At 37.2% G+C, this 15,562-nt stretch carries 14 protein-coding genes and 1 riboswitch; of the genes, 5 read left to right on the top strand and 9 right to left on the bottom strand.

Annotated features, from left to right (window positions below; genetic code table 11):
• Both AC6F8J_RS04595 and AC6F8J_RS04590 read left to right on the top strand, forming a co-directional pair.
• Positions 1–884, top strand: an 884-nt coding sequence (locus AC6F8J_RS04595; RefSeq protein WP_500721372.1) for a PKD domain-containing protein, incomplete at its 5' end; no start/stop codon positions are given.
• Positions 885–902: 18 nt separating this feature from the next.
• Entirely contained in the window at positions 903–2,714 is a 1,812-nt protein-coding gene (locus AC6F8J_RS04590) for a hypothetical protein (protein ID WP_500721370.1), read from the top strand.
• A gap of 22 nt (positions 2,715–2,736) precedes the next feature.
• Here the strand turns inward: AC6F8J_RS04590 and AC6F8J_RS04585 are convergent, their stop codons facing one another.
• Positions 2,737–3,843 carry an AI-2E family transporter gene (locus AC6F8J_RS04585; RefSeq protein ID WP_500721369.1) on the bottom strand — a complete coding sequence of 369 codons (1,107 nt, stop codon included), beginning with the start codon at positions 3,841–3,843 and terminating at the stop codon, positions 2,737–2,739.
• Positions 3,844–4,058: 215 nt separating this feature from the next.
• Here AC6F8J_RS04585 and putP point away from each other — a divergent pair, with 215 nt between their 5' ends.
• Positions 4,059–5,558 (top strand): sodium/proline symporter PutP, encoded by a 1,500-nt coding sequence (putP, locus tag AC6F8J_RS04580; RefSeq protein ID WP_500721368.1) that lies wholly within the window; start codon positions 4,059–4,061, stop codon positions 5,556–5,558.
• Between the two features lie 95 nt (positions 5,559–5,653).
• Here putP and AC6F8J_RS04575 read toward each other — a convergent pair whose 3' ends face one another.
• On the bottom strand, positions 5,654–6,145 hold the full coding sequence (locus AC6F8J_RS04575; RefSeq protein WP_500721366.1) for a shikimate kinase: 492 nt from the start codon (positions 6,143–6,145) through the stop codon (positions 5,654–5,656).
• A gap of 195 nt (positions 6,146–6,340) precedes the next feature.
• On the opposite strand from AC6F8J_RS04575, the gene AC6F8J_RS04570 reads away from it, so the two are divergent.
• Positions 6,341–7,768, top strand: coding sequence for a helicase HerA-like domain-containing protein (locus AC6F8J_RS04570; RefSeq protein ID WP_500721365.1), 1,428 nt, complete (start codon positions 6,341–6,343; stop codon positions 7,766–7,768).
• A 31-nt stretch (positions 7,769–7,799) separates the two neighbouring features.
• On the opposite strand, the gene AC6F8J_RS04565 is transcribed toward AC6F8J_RS04570, so the two are convergent.
• Positions 7,800–9,068, bottom strand: a complete 1,269-nt coding sequence (locus AC6F8J_RS04565; RefSeq protein ID WP_500721364.1) for an HD domain-containing protein — start codon at positions 9,066–9,068, stop codon at positions 7,800–7,802.
• A gap of 145 nt (positions 9,069–9,213) precedes the next feature.
• Positions 9,214–10,383 (bottom strand): hypothetical protein, encoded by a 1,170-nt coding sequence (locus AC6F8J_RS04560; protein WP_500721362.1) that lies wholly within the window; start codon positions 10,381–10,383, stop codon positions 9,214–9,216.
• A gap of 190 nt (positions 10,384–10,573) precedes the next feature.
• Between AC6F8J_RS04560 and AC6F8J_RS04555 the strand changes: the two genes are divergently transcribed.
• Positions 10,574–11,152: a protein-L-isoaspartate(D-aspartate) O-methyltransferase gene (locus tag AC6F8J_RS04555; RefSeq protein ID WP_500721360.1), complete on the top strand. Its 579-nt coding sequence runs from the start codon at positions 10,574–10,576 to the stop codon at positions 11,150–11,152.
• Positions 11,153–11,313: 161 nt separating this feature from the next.
• Here AC6F8J_RS04555 and AC6F8J_RS04550 read toward each other — a convergent pair whose 3' ends face one another.
• The 5 genes from AC6F8J_RS04550 to AC6F8J_RS04530 form a co-directional block, all read right to left on the bottom strand.
• Entirely contained in the window at positions 11,314–11,754 is a 441-nt protein-coding gene (locus AC6F8J_RS04550) for a hypothetical protein (protein WP_500721359.1), read from the bottom strand.
• 82 nt (positions 11,755–11,836) lie between these two features.
• On the bottom strand, positions 11,837–12,400 hold the full coding sequence (locus tag AC6F8J_RS04545; protein ID WP_500721358.1) for a TetR family transcriptional regulator: 564 nt from the start codon (positions 12,398–12,400) through the stop codon (positions 11,837–11,839).
• Between the two features lie 145 nt (positions 12,401–12,545).
• Positions 12,546–14,534 carry a methyl-accepting chemotaxis protein gene (locus tag AC6F8J_RS04540; RefSeq protein ID WP_500721356.1) on the bottom strand — a complete coding sequence of 663 codons (1,989 nt, stop codon included), beginning with the start codon at positions 14,532–14,534 and terminating at the stop codon, positions 12,546–12,548.
• Positions 14,535–14,624: 90 nt separating this feature from the next.
• A riboswitch (cyclic di-GMP riboswitch) is annotated at positions 14,625–14,706 on the bottom strand.
• Positions 14,707–14,882: 176 nt separating this feature from the next.
• A complete protein-coding gene (locus AC6F8J_RS04535) occupies positions 14,883–15,221 on the bottom strand; it encodes a cupin domain-containing protein (protein WP_500721355.1) in 339 nt (112 codons plus the stop codon).
• Between the two features lie 86 nt (positions 15,222–15,307).
• Positions 15,308–15,562 (bottom strand): hypothetical protein (locus AC6F8J_RS04530; protein WP_500721353.1); only part of this gene is annotated, 255 nt, incomplete at its 5' end.

The raw sequence follows: 15,562 nt of genomic DNA, 5'->3' as shown, positions 1-15,562 counted from the left end.
CCCTTGGTGGCACGGCTGTTGATTATACCATTGAAATGGATGATGCTATTTATGCTCTCGCTCATGCAGGGGTCCAGATTGTCAACAGTGAACACTATATCTTTGAACAAAACGCACCCAAAATAACTCTTGAAGCCGACCGTACCACCATTATGCCCGGTGAAGCCGTCACTTTTAAAGTAGAAGTAGAAAATGCACCAGAGCGCTATAAACTAGAGTGGACATTTGGTGATGAAGAAGATGATGAAGAAAATATCTTACCGCCTATGATCACGAGGGACAAAGAGGTAACCCATATCTATGAAAAAGAAAATGAATACCTTGCACGAGTTAAAATCATTGACACCAAAAGAGATCTTGAACGAGCATCAGACAGTATAAACATATCTTCTTATATGGGTGAAATGGCCGGTCCATGGGATGTGGTTCTAACCATAGAGGAAGAAAGTCAATTTCTTAGAACTATGATTATAGCTCTCATGAAGATCATTGTTAATGTCTTCATCATACCCATAGCTCAGGCTTTTGGGGAAGACCCGGGTGACATGAATAGTCAAATTGAAAGCTTTACTTTTGTAGGTACAACCATGACCTATGCCTTAGAGCTTAGGCGCATTGAGGAAAGTGAAGTGGTCTATGAAGGACCTTTTACTTTTGTAGAATCAAACACAGGTTATATCGAAGGTGCCGATGACATCGTCGGACTTAGAATGGAAATTAAAAAAGGTGCTGTCGTTATGGTTGCACTTGCCTATACGGAAGACGGTACATATTTAGAATATGAGTTCCTAAAAAACGGAAAAATAGTAGGACCGGGAGAAATTGTAGGTGATTATGATTTAACCGGATTTATGAGCGGCAGTTGGCGCGCAACTAAAAAGTAACTACCTGGAGGCATAACATTGAAAAACATAAATTTGTACAAACACTTAAGCATCATCACTATATGTATTTTACTTCTTATAGGTATGAACAAGGTTGTCTTTGCCGGACCTTTAACCGTCGAAGGCACTCTATCCCTCCATGAGGATACGAAAGGCGGCTTCATTTGGACGCTCCCCGATCAAGTAGGCGAGATTTTCACACCCATGCTCACCATTCATCCTAGTTATCTCTTAGTTCTTGATGAGGAAAAAATCTCAATGACTGATGATTTGATGATGACCACGCACCACTACTTCTTCACCATACTTGAAAAACAATCCAAGATGCCTATTGCTTTGCTGGATATTCAGTTTAGATTATTTCTTAAGGGAGATTTGTCTTATCATTTAAGCTTGTCTCAGGCTTCTGAAGATACGCATCTAAAGAATCTTGTTTCCCAGAATGTGACACCCCCATCTACAATGGACTTAGGTCTTACTTGGTCCGTCCTAGAATCATTTGCTGATGGGAAGGATACGAACCACATAAAGATTGATGATTTGTTTCAGATTACCTACGCTAATGTCATTAATAATACAACCAGCCAATGGGCGCCTTTGCTAATGACAGATTTTCTTCAACCTGTGGCCTCCAGAAGTGATACTTTTGTATTACCGAAGACTGCTGTTTTTTCTAACCAAATGCGTTTCGGAATGGTCGATGTATATACCTTATTAGACGCCAATGTCATTGTTGAGAATCTTGAACTTTCTCCTACAAGCCTATTAACCAAACGCACAGGTGGCAGAAAATGGACCGCCAGACTACCCCTTCCGAAATCAGAAACACATCAAACACTAACAGAACACTGGGGTATTATGTCTTCAAATCACATTTCACCTTTTACACATAATCAAGACCCCATTATCGCACAAGACATACGCATTGCTGATTTAAACCGATTTCGCAAGCTTAGAACCGATGGTATTTATTATGAAGTTCCAACTTCCTATATTCCCTATGCACCTCGTGCCTATTGGCGCGTACCCGCTGAACATGTTGGGCAACGTTTTATTAGCTCTATACAAAGCCAAGAAAAAAGAGGACTACAGGTAACCAACACATACCTTGAGACTCTAAGTATTATAAGCCTTAATCATAGCTTACCTCAGCAAAATGATATCGGTTTTTGGATTACGGAACCAAAGTCTAGATGGCTCTACGATGATTATGGAATCGAAGCCGGTTTCTATGACACACGCTTTTCTACGGATGCTGCATTGTTCATAATGGACATGTACAATTATCATAAAAACTTAAGTTATGACGGCATACCACATTTGTCATCTAAAGATTCCAATCGATTAATGACAAGTTTGACTGCTTATGCGGATTTCTTGTTATGGTATGCGGACGGATTCAGTTTTGTCACTAAAAATGGCGGTTTACTGCTCCAAGATTACTATCACCCCACTAAGCCTCATGCACCAACACATGTTTCTCTCAATCACCTCGTAACAGAAATGAATTTTTTGTTGTCCTATAGTCTACTTTTAGACAGTCAAAATGATTCAAATCAAAAATACCCCTATCTAGAACTGGCCGCCAAAATCAGAACCGCCGTTCATGATACGGGTACCGATTGGATAAAAGACAACCATGACCTATGGTACGCTTATATGCCTGATGATAGCTATGGATTGCTAGATTATCCTAGACTTACTAGAAATGATCTTATGATTAGCATTCATTTAATGGAGACTGTTTGGGGCGAAAAAGATCCGCTTTTCCATGTGCTTGTTCAGTCCAAAGAAAACTATCTCACACAGACCAACCAACCTTTGTGGTAAACCCTAATGCTTATTCATAACTTCATCCATGCTTCTTTGCATGGATGTCTTCTTCTAAGAGCTGATAGATAACCGATAAAGTCGGTACACCAAGTAGCATACCTAGAATACCAAAAAGTCCACCACCAATAATAATTGCTAGTAGAACCCACAAGGGTGGCAGCCCAATGGTTCCACCTACGACTTTAGGATATATTAAATTACTTTCAATCTGTTGAAGAACAATTATAAAAACTAAAAACCAAAGGGCTTGAACCGGCTCAATCATTAATAATATAAATAAAGCTGGCATCAGACCTATGATTGCCCCTACAATGGGGATTACACTAGTAATGCCAATAATGACACTGATTAATATGGGATACTCAAAGCCCAGAATTATCATTCCAATAAAGCAAAGCACACCTAAGATGACCGCTTCTGTTAATTGGCCAGATATGAATTTTGTAAAAGTCTCATTGGAGAGTTGTAACACCTTTAAAAGCTTTTCTCCCATTTCTTGTGGTAGATAGGCTTTTATTGCATCGTGAAACTGACTTTTTAGGTGACGTTTGTCTGCCAATAAATATATGGAAATCACAAATCCAATGACGATATTCACCACCGTAGATAAAAAGTTCGTCGTGAAATCAAAAATCTTAGGCATTAGGCCTGTCGCAAGGCTACCCATAAGATCCGGCACTTTATCTAAGGCATTATCCAATTTACTAAAGTCAAAATTATCTAGACTTAAATATTTTGCTGTATTCATTATAAAGATCTCAAGATTACGCCCATATTCATCCATATTCTTATACAAGAGTTGGACACTCTCTCTAAGTTGAGGGATGATAAAGGCTAATATTAAAGTAACTACCCCAAAAAAAAGAAGATACACCGAAGCAAGAGCAAACGTTTTTATCATCTTTTCAAATTTTTCATTCTTAATAAGGTTCGCAAAAACCTTATTCAAAAAGTTATAAGGTCTTTTTAAAATAAAAGCAATTGAAAACCCAATGAATATTGGTATCGCGATACTTAAAGCATTTCCTAGCATTTGTATAACCAAATCGATTTTTACAATTAATAATACCAGTAAAATACCATAGGTTATTAAAAATAATATACTTTTAACCGTTCTTTTATCCATTTATATACCCCACTTTATATTCTATGATGCTTACATACATCTACATATTTTTGCTACTATGATATTACCATAAGAATGAAGAACCTACCAGTATCTTTCTCTAATCCATTCAGATGTTGTGGCTAAACTATTGTTTACACGTTCTATTTCCTGTATAATGCTATAAGACTGAATAAAGAACTTTCAGATGAAAAAAATGAGAGAGGTTACATAATATGGATATTTCACAGGTAACGAAATTAATTGTTTTAGCTTTTTATTTACTTTGCATGATTGGTATCGGCTATATTGCCTACCGTAAGACCAGTAATTTTTCTGACTATGTGCTCGGAGGCAGAAATCTGGGTAGCTGGACAACCGCTTTATCTGCACAAGCTTCGGATATGAGTGGTTGGTTACTTCTTGGTTTACCGGGTGCGGCTTATTTAGGTGGAATTCAAGCCGCTTGGATTGGGATTGGTTTAGCACTCGGAACTTATGTCAATTGGAAAATGGTCGCAAGAAGATTACGACAATATACTGAGCTGTCAAAGAACGCCTTAACCCTTTCGGACTTTTTTGAAAACCGTTTTAGAGATGACACTAAGATTCTTAGAGTCGTTTCAGCCTTGGTCATCATTGTCTTCTTTTCCGTTTATACTTCAGCCCAATTTGCAGCTGGTGCTAAATTATTTGAACTGGTTATGGGTATACCCTATATGTACGCATTGGTTCTAGGCGGGTTAGTCATTGTTCTTTACACTTTTCTTGGCGGTTTCATGGCCGTTTCATCAACAGATGTAATACAAGGTGTTCTGATGTTTATAGCTTTAATGATTGTTCCGATTATTGCCCTTGCAGAACTTGGCGGCTTTGGCGAGACTTTTACAGCTCTTAAGTCTATTGACGTAAATTATATGAGTCTATTTAAAGAAACCGGAACCATTACAAACATTTCTTTCATTGTCATTATTTCTAATTTGGCTTGGGGACTTGGGTATTTTGGTCAGCCACATATATTGGCAAGATTTATGGCAGCCCGCTCCTCTGACCACATAAAAAAAGCCCGACTCATCGCTATGATCTGGGTTATTCTTACACTCTTTGCTGCCGTTTTTGTAGGTATGATTGGCAGACTTTACTTTGTTGATGCCCCTGTTGCCGATGCCGAAAAAGTATTCATGCATATGGTGGATGGTATGTTCATACCGGTCTTTTCCGGTCTCTTTTTATCGGCCATCTTGGCGGCAAGTATGAGTACTGCTGATTCACAACTTTTGGTTACTGCCTCCTCTATTTCTGAGGACTTTTACAAACAGTTTTTTAGGAAGAAGGCAGATGATAAAGAATTGATTTTGGTTGGTAGACTTTCTGTTGTCATTGTATCTGCAATTGCTATTATTATTGCCCTTAACCCTAACAGCTCTGTATTTGGTTTGGTTTCTAATGCCTGGGCTGGCTTTGGAGCCGCTTTTGGACCGGTTATATTGCTTTCGCTTTTCTGGAAGCGCATGAATAAATGGGGTGCCATGGCTGGTATGATCTCAGGTACTTTGACGGTCATCTTCTGGATTACCCTTGCGAAGAATTTTGAAGGTGCTATTTGGCAGATTTATGAAATCGTACCGGCTTTCATTGTAGCACTCGTAGCCATCGTTCTCGGTTCACTTCTTACTGCACCACCTACACAAGAGATTACAGATGAATTCGATGCTGTCGTTTTAATGGAAATATAGAATCTTTAATAGATGATATTAAAGGCTGTCACAAAAGACCTACCACAATCATAGTATTGTGGTAGGTCTTTTTATACTCCTTATATGTCAACTCTTTATTTTATTACTAGTATGATCGCTTCAACACATGCTTCAACATCCTTAAGGCTACAATCTACAACAGTATCACAATAATGATTATATAGTGGTGTTCTTTCATCATAAACATCTTTGAGGCTTCTACCTTTACGCATAATAATGCCTCTGGATTTTATATTATTGACCCTAGTCTCAATTTCATCAAAAGGAACATAGAGGTAAACAATCCTTCCCAGTTTTTTCAAATGATTCATGGCTGCTTTGGAATATATCACACTTCCGCCTGTCGCAATCACTGTGTTTTCTACCTTCATTGACATAATCACTTTTTCTTCAATATCAAGAAAAGCTTTAATTCCTTGTTGATTTATCGTATTTTGAAGTAATGCCCCTGTTTTTTTCTGAATGAGCAGATCGGTATCAAGGAATTCTTTAGCTATAGCTTTAGCAAGTAGAATACCTAAAGTACTTTTCCCTGCGCCTGACATGCCAATGAGTATGATATTCATATTGCCTCCTTCATAATCTTATGTTCAAAAAAGTTTATAATTCGTGTTAAGGATTCGTATCTATTGGAAAATAATTTTATTGTTCAGCCTCACATCTACAAGATGAAAAGATCCTATTTTTATGCTATGATAAATAATAGCCTAGGCATATTCGAGCCTAAAAGGCTTCAAAAAAAGAAAAATATGAGGTGTATAATGGAGATAGGTATTAATGCAAGTAAAAGAATTCGAATGAATCCAAAAATGATTAACAGGCATGGGCTTATTGCCGGTGCAACTGGAACAGGAAAAACTTTAACCTTAAAAGTACTGGCTGAAACTTTTAGTGAACATGGTGTACCCGTTTTTATGCAAGATATTAAAGGGGACCTTACGGGTTTTATCGAACCCGGTTCAATAAGCGATAAGTTTCAACAACGCCTTAAACAACTTGGACTTGAGGGTGTTGATTTTGCAACTTACCCGACGACTTTTTGGGATATCTTTGGTCTAGAAGGCCATCCTATTCGGGCAACTATTTCAGATATGGGTCCACTTATGCTTAGTAAATTACTCACACTTAATGACGTTCAGACCTCCGTTTTATACACAATCTTTAAATTTGCAGATGAAAACGGCCTGCTTTTACTTGACTTTAAAGACTTGCTGGCCATCCTTAAGTACATTACTGAAAATGGGTCCATACTGGAAGGACAATATCGTAGTATTAGTAAAGCAACACTCGGTGCTATTCATCGAAAACTTATTATTATGGAGCAGGAAGGTATTGAGCATTTTTTTGGAGAGCCTGCTTTTAATATTCATGATTTGCTTACGTTCGACAATATGGGGCGCGGTATGATTCATGTCCTAGAATCTTCAAAGCTTTCAAGCAACCCCAGTCTATATTCTACATTTCTTCTATGGTTACTCTCCGAACTTTTCGAAGATTTAGATGAAGTTGGTGACCTGGACAAACCACGACTGGTATTCTTTTTTGATGAAGCACATTTGATTTTTAAAGATATGTCCAAATCATTACTGGATAAATTCGAGCAGATAATTAAGTTAATACGCTCAAAAGGTGTTGGTATTTATTTTGTTACTCAAAATCCCCTTGACATCCCCGAATCAGTACTGGCCCAACTCGGCAATAGAATTCAACACGCCTTACGTGCCTACACACCTAAAGAGCAAAAAGCAGTACGTGTAGCAGCAAATACCTTTAGGCAAAACGAAGCTTTTGATACAGCGGATGTCATTTCAAATCTAGGTGTCGGAGAGGCATTGATTTCCTTCTTAAATGATCAAGGCATACCCAGTATTGTTGAAAGGGCCTATATTATGCCCCCAAAAAGTAAGATCGGTCCCGTTGCCGAGCAGGAGACGGTCATCAAGCACATCCATCAATCTTACTTCAAGAATAAATACAACCAAAGTTACGACCGCCATTCTGCTTATGAGGCCCTTAAAGAAAAAGCGCTACACGCACAAATGTCTTCAACCACTAAAGAAGATGTCAAAAAAAGTGTTCGTAAGACAGATACACCTCTAGATCGATTTATGAAGTCAACCGCTTCTTCCATCGGTTCTCATCTAGGAAGGACTTTAATTCGTGGCATACTTGGCTCACTTAAGAAGTGACACACCTTAAAGAGGACATTATGATACCTCTTTATAGAAAACGTTTCTTCATTTTAAATAACATCCATTTCATTTCTTGCTTCAATCTGGATGTTTCTAGTTCATAGTAGCTCAGCAATCGGTCCATTTCCTTCTTTTTGAGAGAAATGGACTTTTTTTTCATTAATGTCTTAAGCAACCTTTTATTTTCCCTAATATCATTAAGCCCACCGACGGTTTTGTGAATATTACTATAAAGCTCACCATCATCTTCGTCTATAAAAGAAACAAGGCCGGACTCTGCTAAATATAGGAATTTTTTTCCAAATATTCGGAGCTTATGCAATGATCTTAAGTCCTTAATGGATACTGTTTTAAGAAGGGATACGTAGTCTCTCTTGATATCTTCTTGTATTTTGTATTTCAAGGCTATAGCCTCATGATGCGACATTGACTTTAATCCAAAACTCACTTTTTGAATCGCCTTTTCTTGGCCTAACAATTTCTTCTTAATTTTTTTAATCATTTTTTTGTTTTCATCCTGTATAAGATTACTAACTTCCTTAATAAATTTAGGCGACATTTCTGCTTTATTTAATGACTTGCTAAAAACTGTAAGCTTTCTTGATAGCTCTAAGTCAATAAATGCTTCTTTAAGAAACGTATCCAATCTTTTAACGTCTTTGGACTGATATCCCTTAAGCAACCAAATCATCGCTCTTAAGGTTCTAATCTCAGTTCGAATATTATGAACCCACTTACCATCTATTGATTCCTCATCTATATCCTTTAGAAGTGACCATAAATGGACATATTTTTCTTTAAAAATCCTATCCATTTCATCAAAATCTTTCATAACCATTTTGAAAAAAAGTTTATAGGCTTGTTCACATCTTAATTGCTCATATTTTGGAAGGTATTCTCCAATCTCTAGTTTATGAGCCAACGCATCACAATCCTTGATCAACTCATCATATGGACCATCAATTTGTTTTTTTCTATTATGCTTGGCCACTGCATCCACTATTGTCCGTTTTGTCACTTCATCCACATCATAATCCGTAAGCCACCTATAAGTCAACTTACTCCCTACAATAGCATGTTCTTTACCTACAGCATTTTCTGTAATTCGGCCCATGTCATGAAGCAACGCAATGGCCTGAGCAACCTCAGTATTTAAACTTCGTCTTTTTGCCATATCAAGGCTTAAGCGCTCAACCATTCTAACGTGCTGATAATCGTAGCTTTGTTGACCCATTCGGTCAAGCACTTCATATACTCGGTACCTGATTCTTTCCAAAATTCCACGTTTCAAATTCATCTGATTTCACCTACTCTCCTACATTTTGTTACATTTATACGCTCTCACTCCATTATAATGTATAATTCTATAACTTGCTATGATTAGTTTGACAAAAAAAAATACAATATGTCAGCACTTTAACATAATGTACTTCTTTTGTTTTTTATTCTTCAACACCTAGGCCGGACATCCATGTCCCAAATGAAGATATATCCTCCAAGGTAAGATTATATTGGTCATCTATTCTATTAAGCAATTCATAAGTTTCCCCTCGTACAGATTCATCCAGTATATGATTGTTACTTGATACCAATTCCATAAAATCTGTTACAAGCTCAGCCATATAGCTGTCTTCCAATGTCTGTATCTCTTTGAATACTCTTATAGAGTCTTCCTTTAGACGTTGATTATCATAGTTAAAAGTCGGTGAATTATCTATGCCCATAAGCAACATACTCATATGGTCTTTAAAACGAATGGCCATATACCTTTCATATAGTGTACCCTCATATTCTTCCAGCATTTTCTCCATACCATAGGTTCTTGCTGCAATGGTGTCACCATCAACAACAAATCCACCATCTGAAGCCATTGGTTCAAGGCTATCAATCGCCAATGTGATCAGTAAGTCTCTCATTGGTTTTGTATTATAATCTCTGTTTTTTGCAAACTCAGTAAAATCAACAAGATAAAACAACATACCTTCGGCACTGGCGATATAATAACCTTTATTTTTTGCTGCCAATAATAAAATCTTTATTTCTGCATCTTCAATTTTATCTACATTCTGACTTAACTTAATATACTTATAATCATATGGTTTTGCTTCTAGAAAAAATCGGTCCAAAAAATCCGGTTGCAATACATAAAATTCTAAATCACTATAGTCTTCAAAACTGTTCCTGCGCATTCCGGAAATAGCATACGCTGTAAACAAATCTGCTTCTTCTGAGGCCAATTTACTGATTCCTTCCTTGTATAAATCATATATAGCTTTGGAAGTACCCTTCTCATCATATAAAGTTCTCATATCCTTTACCCATACTTTTTGTGCATCAGAAGATACCGGTTCATCTGACTGCTTAATAGGTAAAGCACTTAGATACGCCCCTAATATATCCTCATACTTCTTCTCCACTACATTAATTACCTCTACTTCAAGCTCAGGTGATTTAAGATTTTTTTCTTCTTGGTTTTCCAAGGCTTCTTCAATATATGTCACCTCTTCATCCACTTGCTGAAGTTCTTTTGATTGGCAACCGTATAATAATAAGGTTCCTAGAACCATGAGCATGATATATAATGCTATTTTATAATTAAAAATTTTTTTCATTTTCTTACCTCGCCTTCTTGTCCATATGCCTTACGCTTTATTGGACGTATCAACCTATTAAAAAGATGCATTTTCAAGGTCATAGGACGGATTTCCTATGGTCTGACCTTATGTTATACTTTTTATATAGGTTAAAACCTCTATCGCAACCACTTTAATACATTATTTTTCTTTACTAGGATGTGATTTCATGAACAAAAGCGCCACTAAAACCTTTTTCAAACAGTTAGATCGTCGTTTTTTCATGGAGCAGTACAAAGATTTGGCTCATGTCGATCGTGCTTTTCCCATTGGTTTTGGACAAACCATCTCACAGCCTTCACTTGTTCTATACATGACAGAGCTTCTTGAACTTAAGCCTGAGCATAAAGTTCTAGAAATAGGTACAGGTTCCGGCTATCAGACAGCTTTTCTAGCACAGTTCTCCAAAAGGGTCTACACCGTTGAAACCATAGAACCGCTAATGAGAAAAGCAGAAACACGCTTAAAAGAATTAAATTATCATAACATTGACTTTGTTCTAGGTGATGGTACTTTCGGCTTAAAAGAACATGCCCCTTATGATCGCATCATCGTAACCGCTGCTGCAAGAGAAATCCCACCACTTCTAATTGACCAGCTAAGTCCGGATGGTAGGCTTCTTATCCCAGTTGGAAATAAGGATAGCCAAGACTTAAGCCTTGTAAAAAAAGACAGTGCGGGAAATATTTCAGTTACTTTTATCGAACCCGTTAGATTTGTACCTCTTGTTGGGGACTATGAGTTATAGGTATTCACCAACACTTATATATTTCTTCTGTTCGTCAAATTAAAGAGAAGTCCAACTTTACGATTAGCTTGGGCTTCTCTTTTTATTATATCTATGGTTAAGACGTCAAAAACATATATTGTATGTGAATTTAGTAAAACTTAGTTTTGACTCTTTAACCGCTATTCTACTTTTTCAATATCGTAAATAATACTCGCATTGTTTTCATCTAATTTAAATGAAATCTGTACCCTATCACCTTCTGTAAGATTATAGTCACCAAAATTCGCTTTTACTGTTTCAGAGAATCTAAATGCTTTGAAGCTATCTTCCACAGAAATATCTGTGAGTTCAACCTCGATGCTATTGGAATCAATCTGTCCGACATAAATACCTGTTGTCGTCTCCACATCTTCGTCCATAACCGGTTCTTCTTCCTCTTCCAGTAATGTGTTTTCTGTTACTTCCTCTGTCGCTTCCTCTGAAGTATCTTCGTTCATTTCTTCTTCAATGACATCTGAAACAACCAGCTCTTCCTCCACAACTTCTGGAGTGCTCTTAAAGCATCCCGAAAAAAGCCCTACGACTATAATCAATATGCCAAAAATCATCCACTTCTTCACAAATAAATACCTCCTATGTATGTACGTATATTATGTTCACTCTTTTTAGACGTATGAAATATAAAACCGTTCCATTTTATGTCTATTTTCCTATTCCCAACCATAAAAGATTCACCAAGTGCGTCGCCTCATAACCTGCATCCACCACTTGCCCCATTCTTATTAAGCTTCTCATTTTATGTTCTAATAATGCTTGATAGGCAAATCCGATATCCATATAACTCCATCTTCTAGAAAAACAATCCGACGCAATCCCCTCACGTATAATCTCATACACTTGTGCTAATTTAAGGTTTTGCCAATTTTTAATAAACTGTGCTGTTTCTTCTTCCAATGCAAAAAACTCTTCAAAAAGAATCCTATAAATCATTTTATTCTCTTGAAGTTGTTTAAGAGAAGATTGAACGAGATAAATAAGCTTACTTTTGGTATCACCTTCAGGTAGATCTTTTGGATGATTTGAAATCATTTGTTTTATAAGTGCTAATAAGATATCATCCTTGGAGTTAAAATACTCATAAACTGTCGTTCTGGCAATTTTTACATTTTTTGCTATTTCTTCAATCGTAGTAACCATAAACCCTTGTTTAATAAACAAACGATGCCCTGCTTCTAGAATCTGTTGCCTTCTTGCTGCCGCATTCATCTCAGCCCTTGCCTCCTATGCAATCCGACGTTGCGTCGTTATACTTTTATATTACCCGACGCATCGTCGAATGTCAAGTGAATCAAAAACAAGCTGTTTCATAAGTCGGCCATGAAAGGTTTTTCAGGGAATCATTTTACTAATCTTAATACTTGAACTTTGCAATCCTTGTCTGCATATCCTCAGCCAGTCGAGACAGAGCGTCACTGGCATTGGAGATCTCTGCCATCGATGCCGCTTGTTCTTCCATCGTAGCCGATGTTTCTTCAGAACCGGCAGCATTCTCTTCTGCTATTGCCGCTAGACTTTGCATAATCTCTGCTAACTCATTCTTTTTATCATCCATCGTACTAACTGAATCTAGCGCCCTATTGATAATGGATTTAACATCTTCAACCTGTTTGGAAATACCGTTAAATTTGCTCTCAGTAATACTGACACTTTCAACCTGTTCTTTGATGATGCCTTGTACTTCTTCCATAGATTTTACAGAACTTTTTGAGTTATCTTGTAACTTCTTTAACATATCATTAATATCTTTCACTGATGTCGTAGATTCCTCAGCCAGTTTTCTAATCTCATCTGCAACTACCGCAAAACCTTTTCCGGCTTCACCGGCTCTTGCTGCTTCTATGGCTGCATTAAGCGCCAATAAGTTGGTTTGCTCTGCTATACCTCTAATAAGCTCACTAGCCTGTCCAATCCTGTCCGCGCTTTGATTGGTCTCTAATGTACTATGATAAATTTTTTCAATAGCATTGTTACTATTTTGGGTTTTCGTATTAAGACCTTTTATAACCTCAGTACCTTCATCTTTTAGCAAGGTCAATTGCCTCATAGCTACATCTACCTGCTTCATATCCTTAAGGTCTTCTTCAATAATATAGCTGATTTCATCCGTTCTCATGACGCCATTTTCAGTGTCCTTTGCCTGTTCTGTAGCACTTTTTGCAATCTCCTCAATGGTTCTAGCCACTTCATCTGCTGCATATGCTGATTGTTGACTAGTTGCTGTTAATTCTTCTGAAGACGCTGCAACTTGTTGTGATGTGTCCGATATATGTTTAATGAACTCACGTAAATTGTCTGTTACACTTTGAAAAGCTTTTGCAAGTGATCCTACTTCATCTTTTTTGCTAATATAGACTTGTGGTACGTCCTCAGTAATATCCAGATTGGCAATTTTTTTGGAATGCTCAATAATCCCAATAATCGGTTTCACAATAGAATCCCCTAGAATATAACATAGGGCTATACTGATAATAAGTATAATCACTGTCGCTATCAAAATACTTTTTTGAAGTGTGGGTATGGCCTGTAACACCTCTCCCGCATTGGCTGTTATAACAATAATCCAATCCGTTCCTTCAATACCCGTGTATCCGATATATAAATCCGTTCCATCATATGTGTATCTATCTACATTATCCTCACCTGATATGATGGTCTCAAACTGAACAGCCAATGATTCTAGACTTGGATCTTCTTCTAAGGCGCTTATTGGATTAAATTGATCTAAGACCATTTGACGGTCAATATGAGCCACAACCGTGCCTTTATTATTAATCATATAAGCATAACCGTTTTCACCATATCCAAGATCATCTGTTATAACACTAAGCGCATTACCATCTCGTCGTCCTACTAAAACCCCGACAACCTCACCATTGTTTTTAATAGGTGTGGCAAACATTAATACCGCAGAATTTGTCACTCTACTGATAATAACATCAGAAACATTGGATTCTCCCTCAAATGCTTTTATAACATAAGACCTATCCCCAAGTTCAGCGGTTGTTCCATCATGATAATTGGTTGTACCGTCCGGACTAACGACCCCTAAAGCTAAAAAACCCGATTCTATCATTTGTTTTTCCATAACCGTTTTTTGCTGTTCATAATCCATGCTTTCGATTTCCTTGATTTTTGCAATGGTTTCTAGTGATTGAATACCTGTTTCAATCCGACTTTCCGTGAGCTTGGCGCCCTCTCCTGCCAGTAGTACCAATGATGCCTCTGCATTCTCCGTTACAGTCCTACCAATAATAACTAGAGAAATAACTCCAAAGCTGGCCGATATCAATAAAATTAATATTGAAAAATAAACCACTAATTTGCTTTTAATACTTTTCATAATATGCTCCTTTCGTGCTTAAATGATAAAAACCACCCGTCAAATAATGACCGATGGTTCGTGAGATACTAATAGAATATCTTATATCCAAACGCCAACCTGGCAGTCATAGTCATCCCTTAGACCCATAGCTTTGCGACACTATCTTTCGACAGCTGTGCCTGTTTCATTTATGTGATTAGATTGGACAGGATTGACATTAATCTTGCCAATAAATTCCTATTCATTTTTCTTCTTGGAATATAATTGTACTACAATAGAGCATAGAAGTACAGTTAATTTTGCATTTCCTTTATTAAAAACCAGAATTATTCTATTTCCTGTTTTTTCTAAGAAGGCTTTTTAATCTTATGGCTTAAATACAACAACAAGTAGCATTTTAAATTGTTTCTTAGCCAGCAAAGCATGTGGCACATTTGAAGGCATTATGATGGTTTCTCCTTTTTTTAGAAAAAACACCTCATCACCAATCGTAATCTCTGTCTCACCATCCATAACATACACCATGGCATCGCCTGATGAGGCATGAGAACTAATTTCCTCTCCTTGATCAAAGGCAAAAAGTGTCATGCTTAGATTCTTTCCTTGTGCTAAAGTTCGACTTACAACCTGTCCGGTTTGATAATTAACAAGGCTTGCCATCTCCATGGCTTGTGAAAATTCTATGTTTTTAATTAATTTTTCCATAGTTGGTCCTCCTTAAGGATTTGATTGGTTTATAGTCATTATTATAGACTTCATCCTTAGAGATTACGGTACCATAGGTTACTAAACTACCAGCCTCTAGAGCTTCCACCGCCGCCACTTCGACCGCCACCGCCACCAAATCCGCTGCCACCGCTACCGCCGCCTCTACCTGAATTCCTTACAATCATATACAACACAACTCTTGTAATCCGTCCGCGATTAAATATTAAGTCTAACATCATAAGCATGATGCCGATTATAATAAGAATCACATGGAATATTATTATATTTCCTTCTTCCTCTTCCGTACTGGGATAATAATAAACATTCTGACTGGTAAT

Source organism: Petrocella sp., from assembly GCF_059865615.1.
The sequence above is the reverse complement of the archived record's forward strand: the minus strand, read 5'-3'. Positions and strand labels throughout refer to the sequence as shown.

What these genes read in the sequence shown, in the direction of transcription:
- AC6F8J_RS04560 (WP_500721362.1), bottom strand. Translation starts at nt 10,383, where the DNA reads ATGAAAAAAATTTTTAATTATAAAATAGCATTATATATCATGCTCATG.
- putP (WP_500721368.1), top strand. Translation starts at nt 4,059, where the DNA reads ATGGATATTTCACAGGTAACGAAATTAATTGTTTTAGCTTTTTATTTA.
- AC6F8J_RS04575 (WP_500721366.1), bottom strand. Translation starts at nt 6,145, where the DNA reads ATGAATATCATACTCATTGGCATGTCAGGCGCAGGGAAAAGTACTTTA.
- AC6F8J_RS04555 (WP_500721360.1), top strand. Translation starts at nt 10,574, where the DNA reads ATGAACAAAAGCGCCACTAAAACCTTTTTCAAACAGTTAGATCGTCGT.
- AC6F8J_RS04545 (WP_500721358.1), bottom strand. Translation starts at nt 12,400, where the DNA reads ATGAATGCGGCAGCAAGAAGGCAACAGATTCTAGAAGCAGGGCATCGT.
- AC6F8J_RS04585 (WP_500721369.1), bottom strand. Translation starts at nt 3,843, where the DNA reads ATGGATAAAAGAACGGTTAAAAGTATATTATTTTTAATAACCTATGGT.
- AC6F8J_RS04570 (WP_500721365.1), top strand. Translation starts at nt 6,341, where the DNA reads ATGGAGATAGGTATTAATGCAAGTAAAAGAATTCGAATGAATCCAAAA.
- AC6F8J_RS04565 (WP_500721364.1), bottom strand. Translation starts at nt 9,068, where the DNA reads ATGAATTTGAAACGTGGAATTTTGGAAAGAATCAGGTACCGAGTATAT.
- AC6F8J_RS04535 (WP_500721355.1), bottom strand. Translation starts at nt 15,221, where the DNA reads ATGGAAAAATTAATTAAAAACATAGAATTTTCACAAGCCATGGAGATG.
- AC6F8J_RS04540 (WP_500721356.1), bottom strand. Translation starts at nt 14,534, where the DNA reads ATGAAAAGTATTAAAAGCAAATTAGTGGTTTATTTTTCAATATTAATT.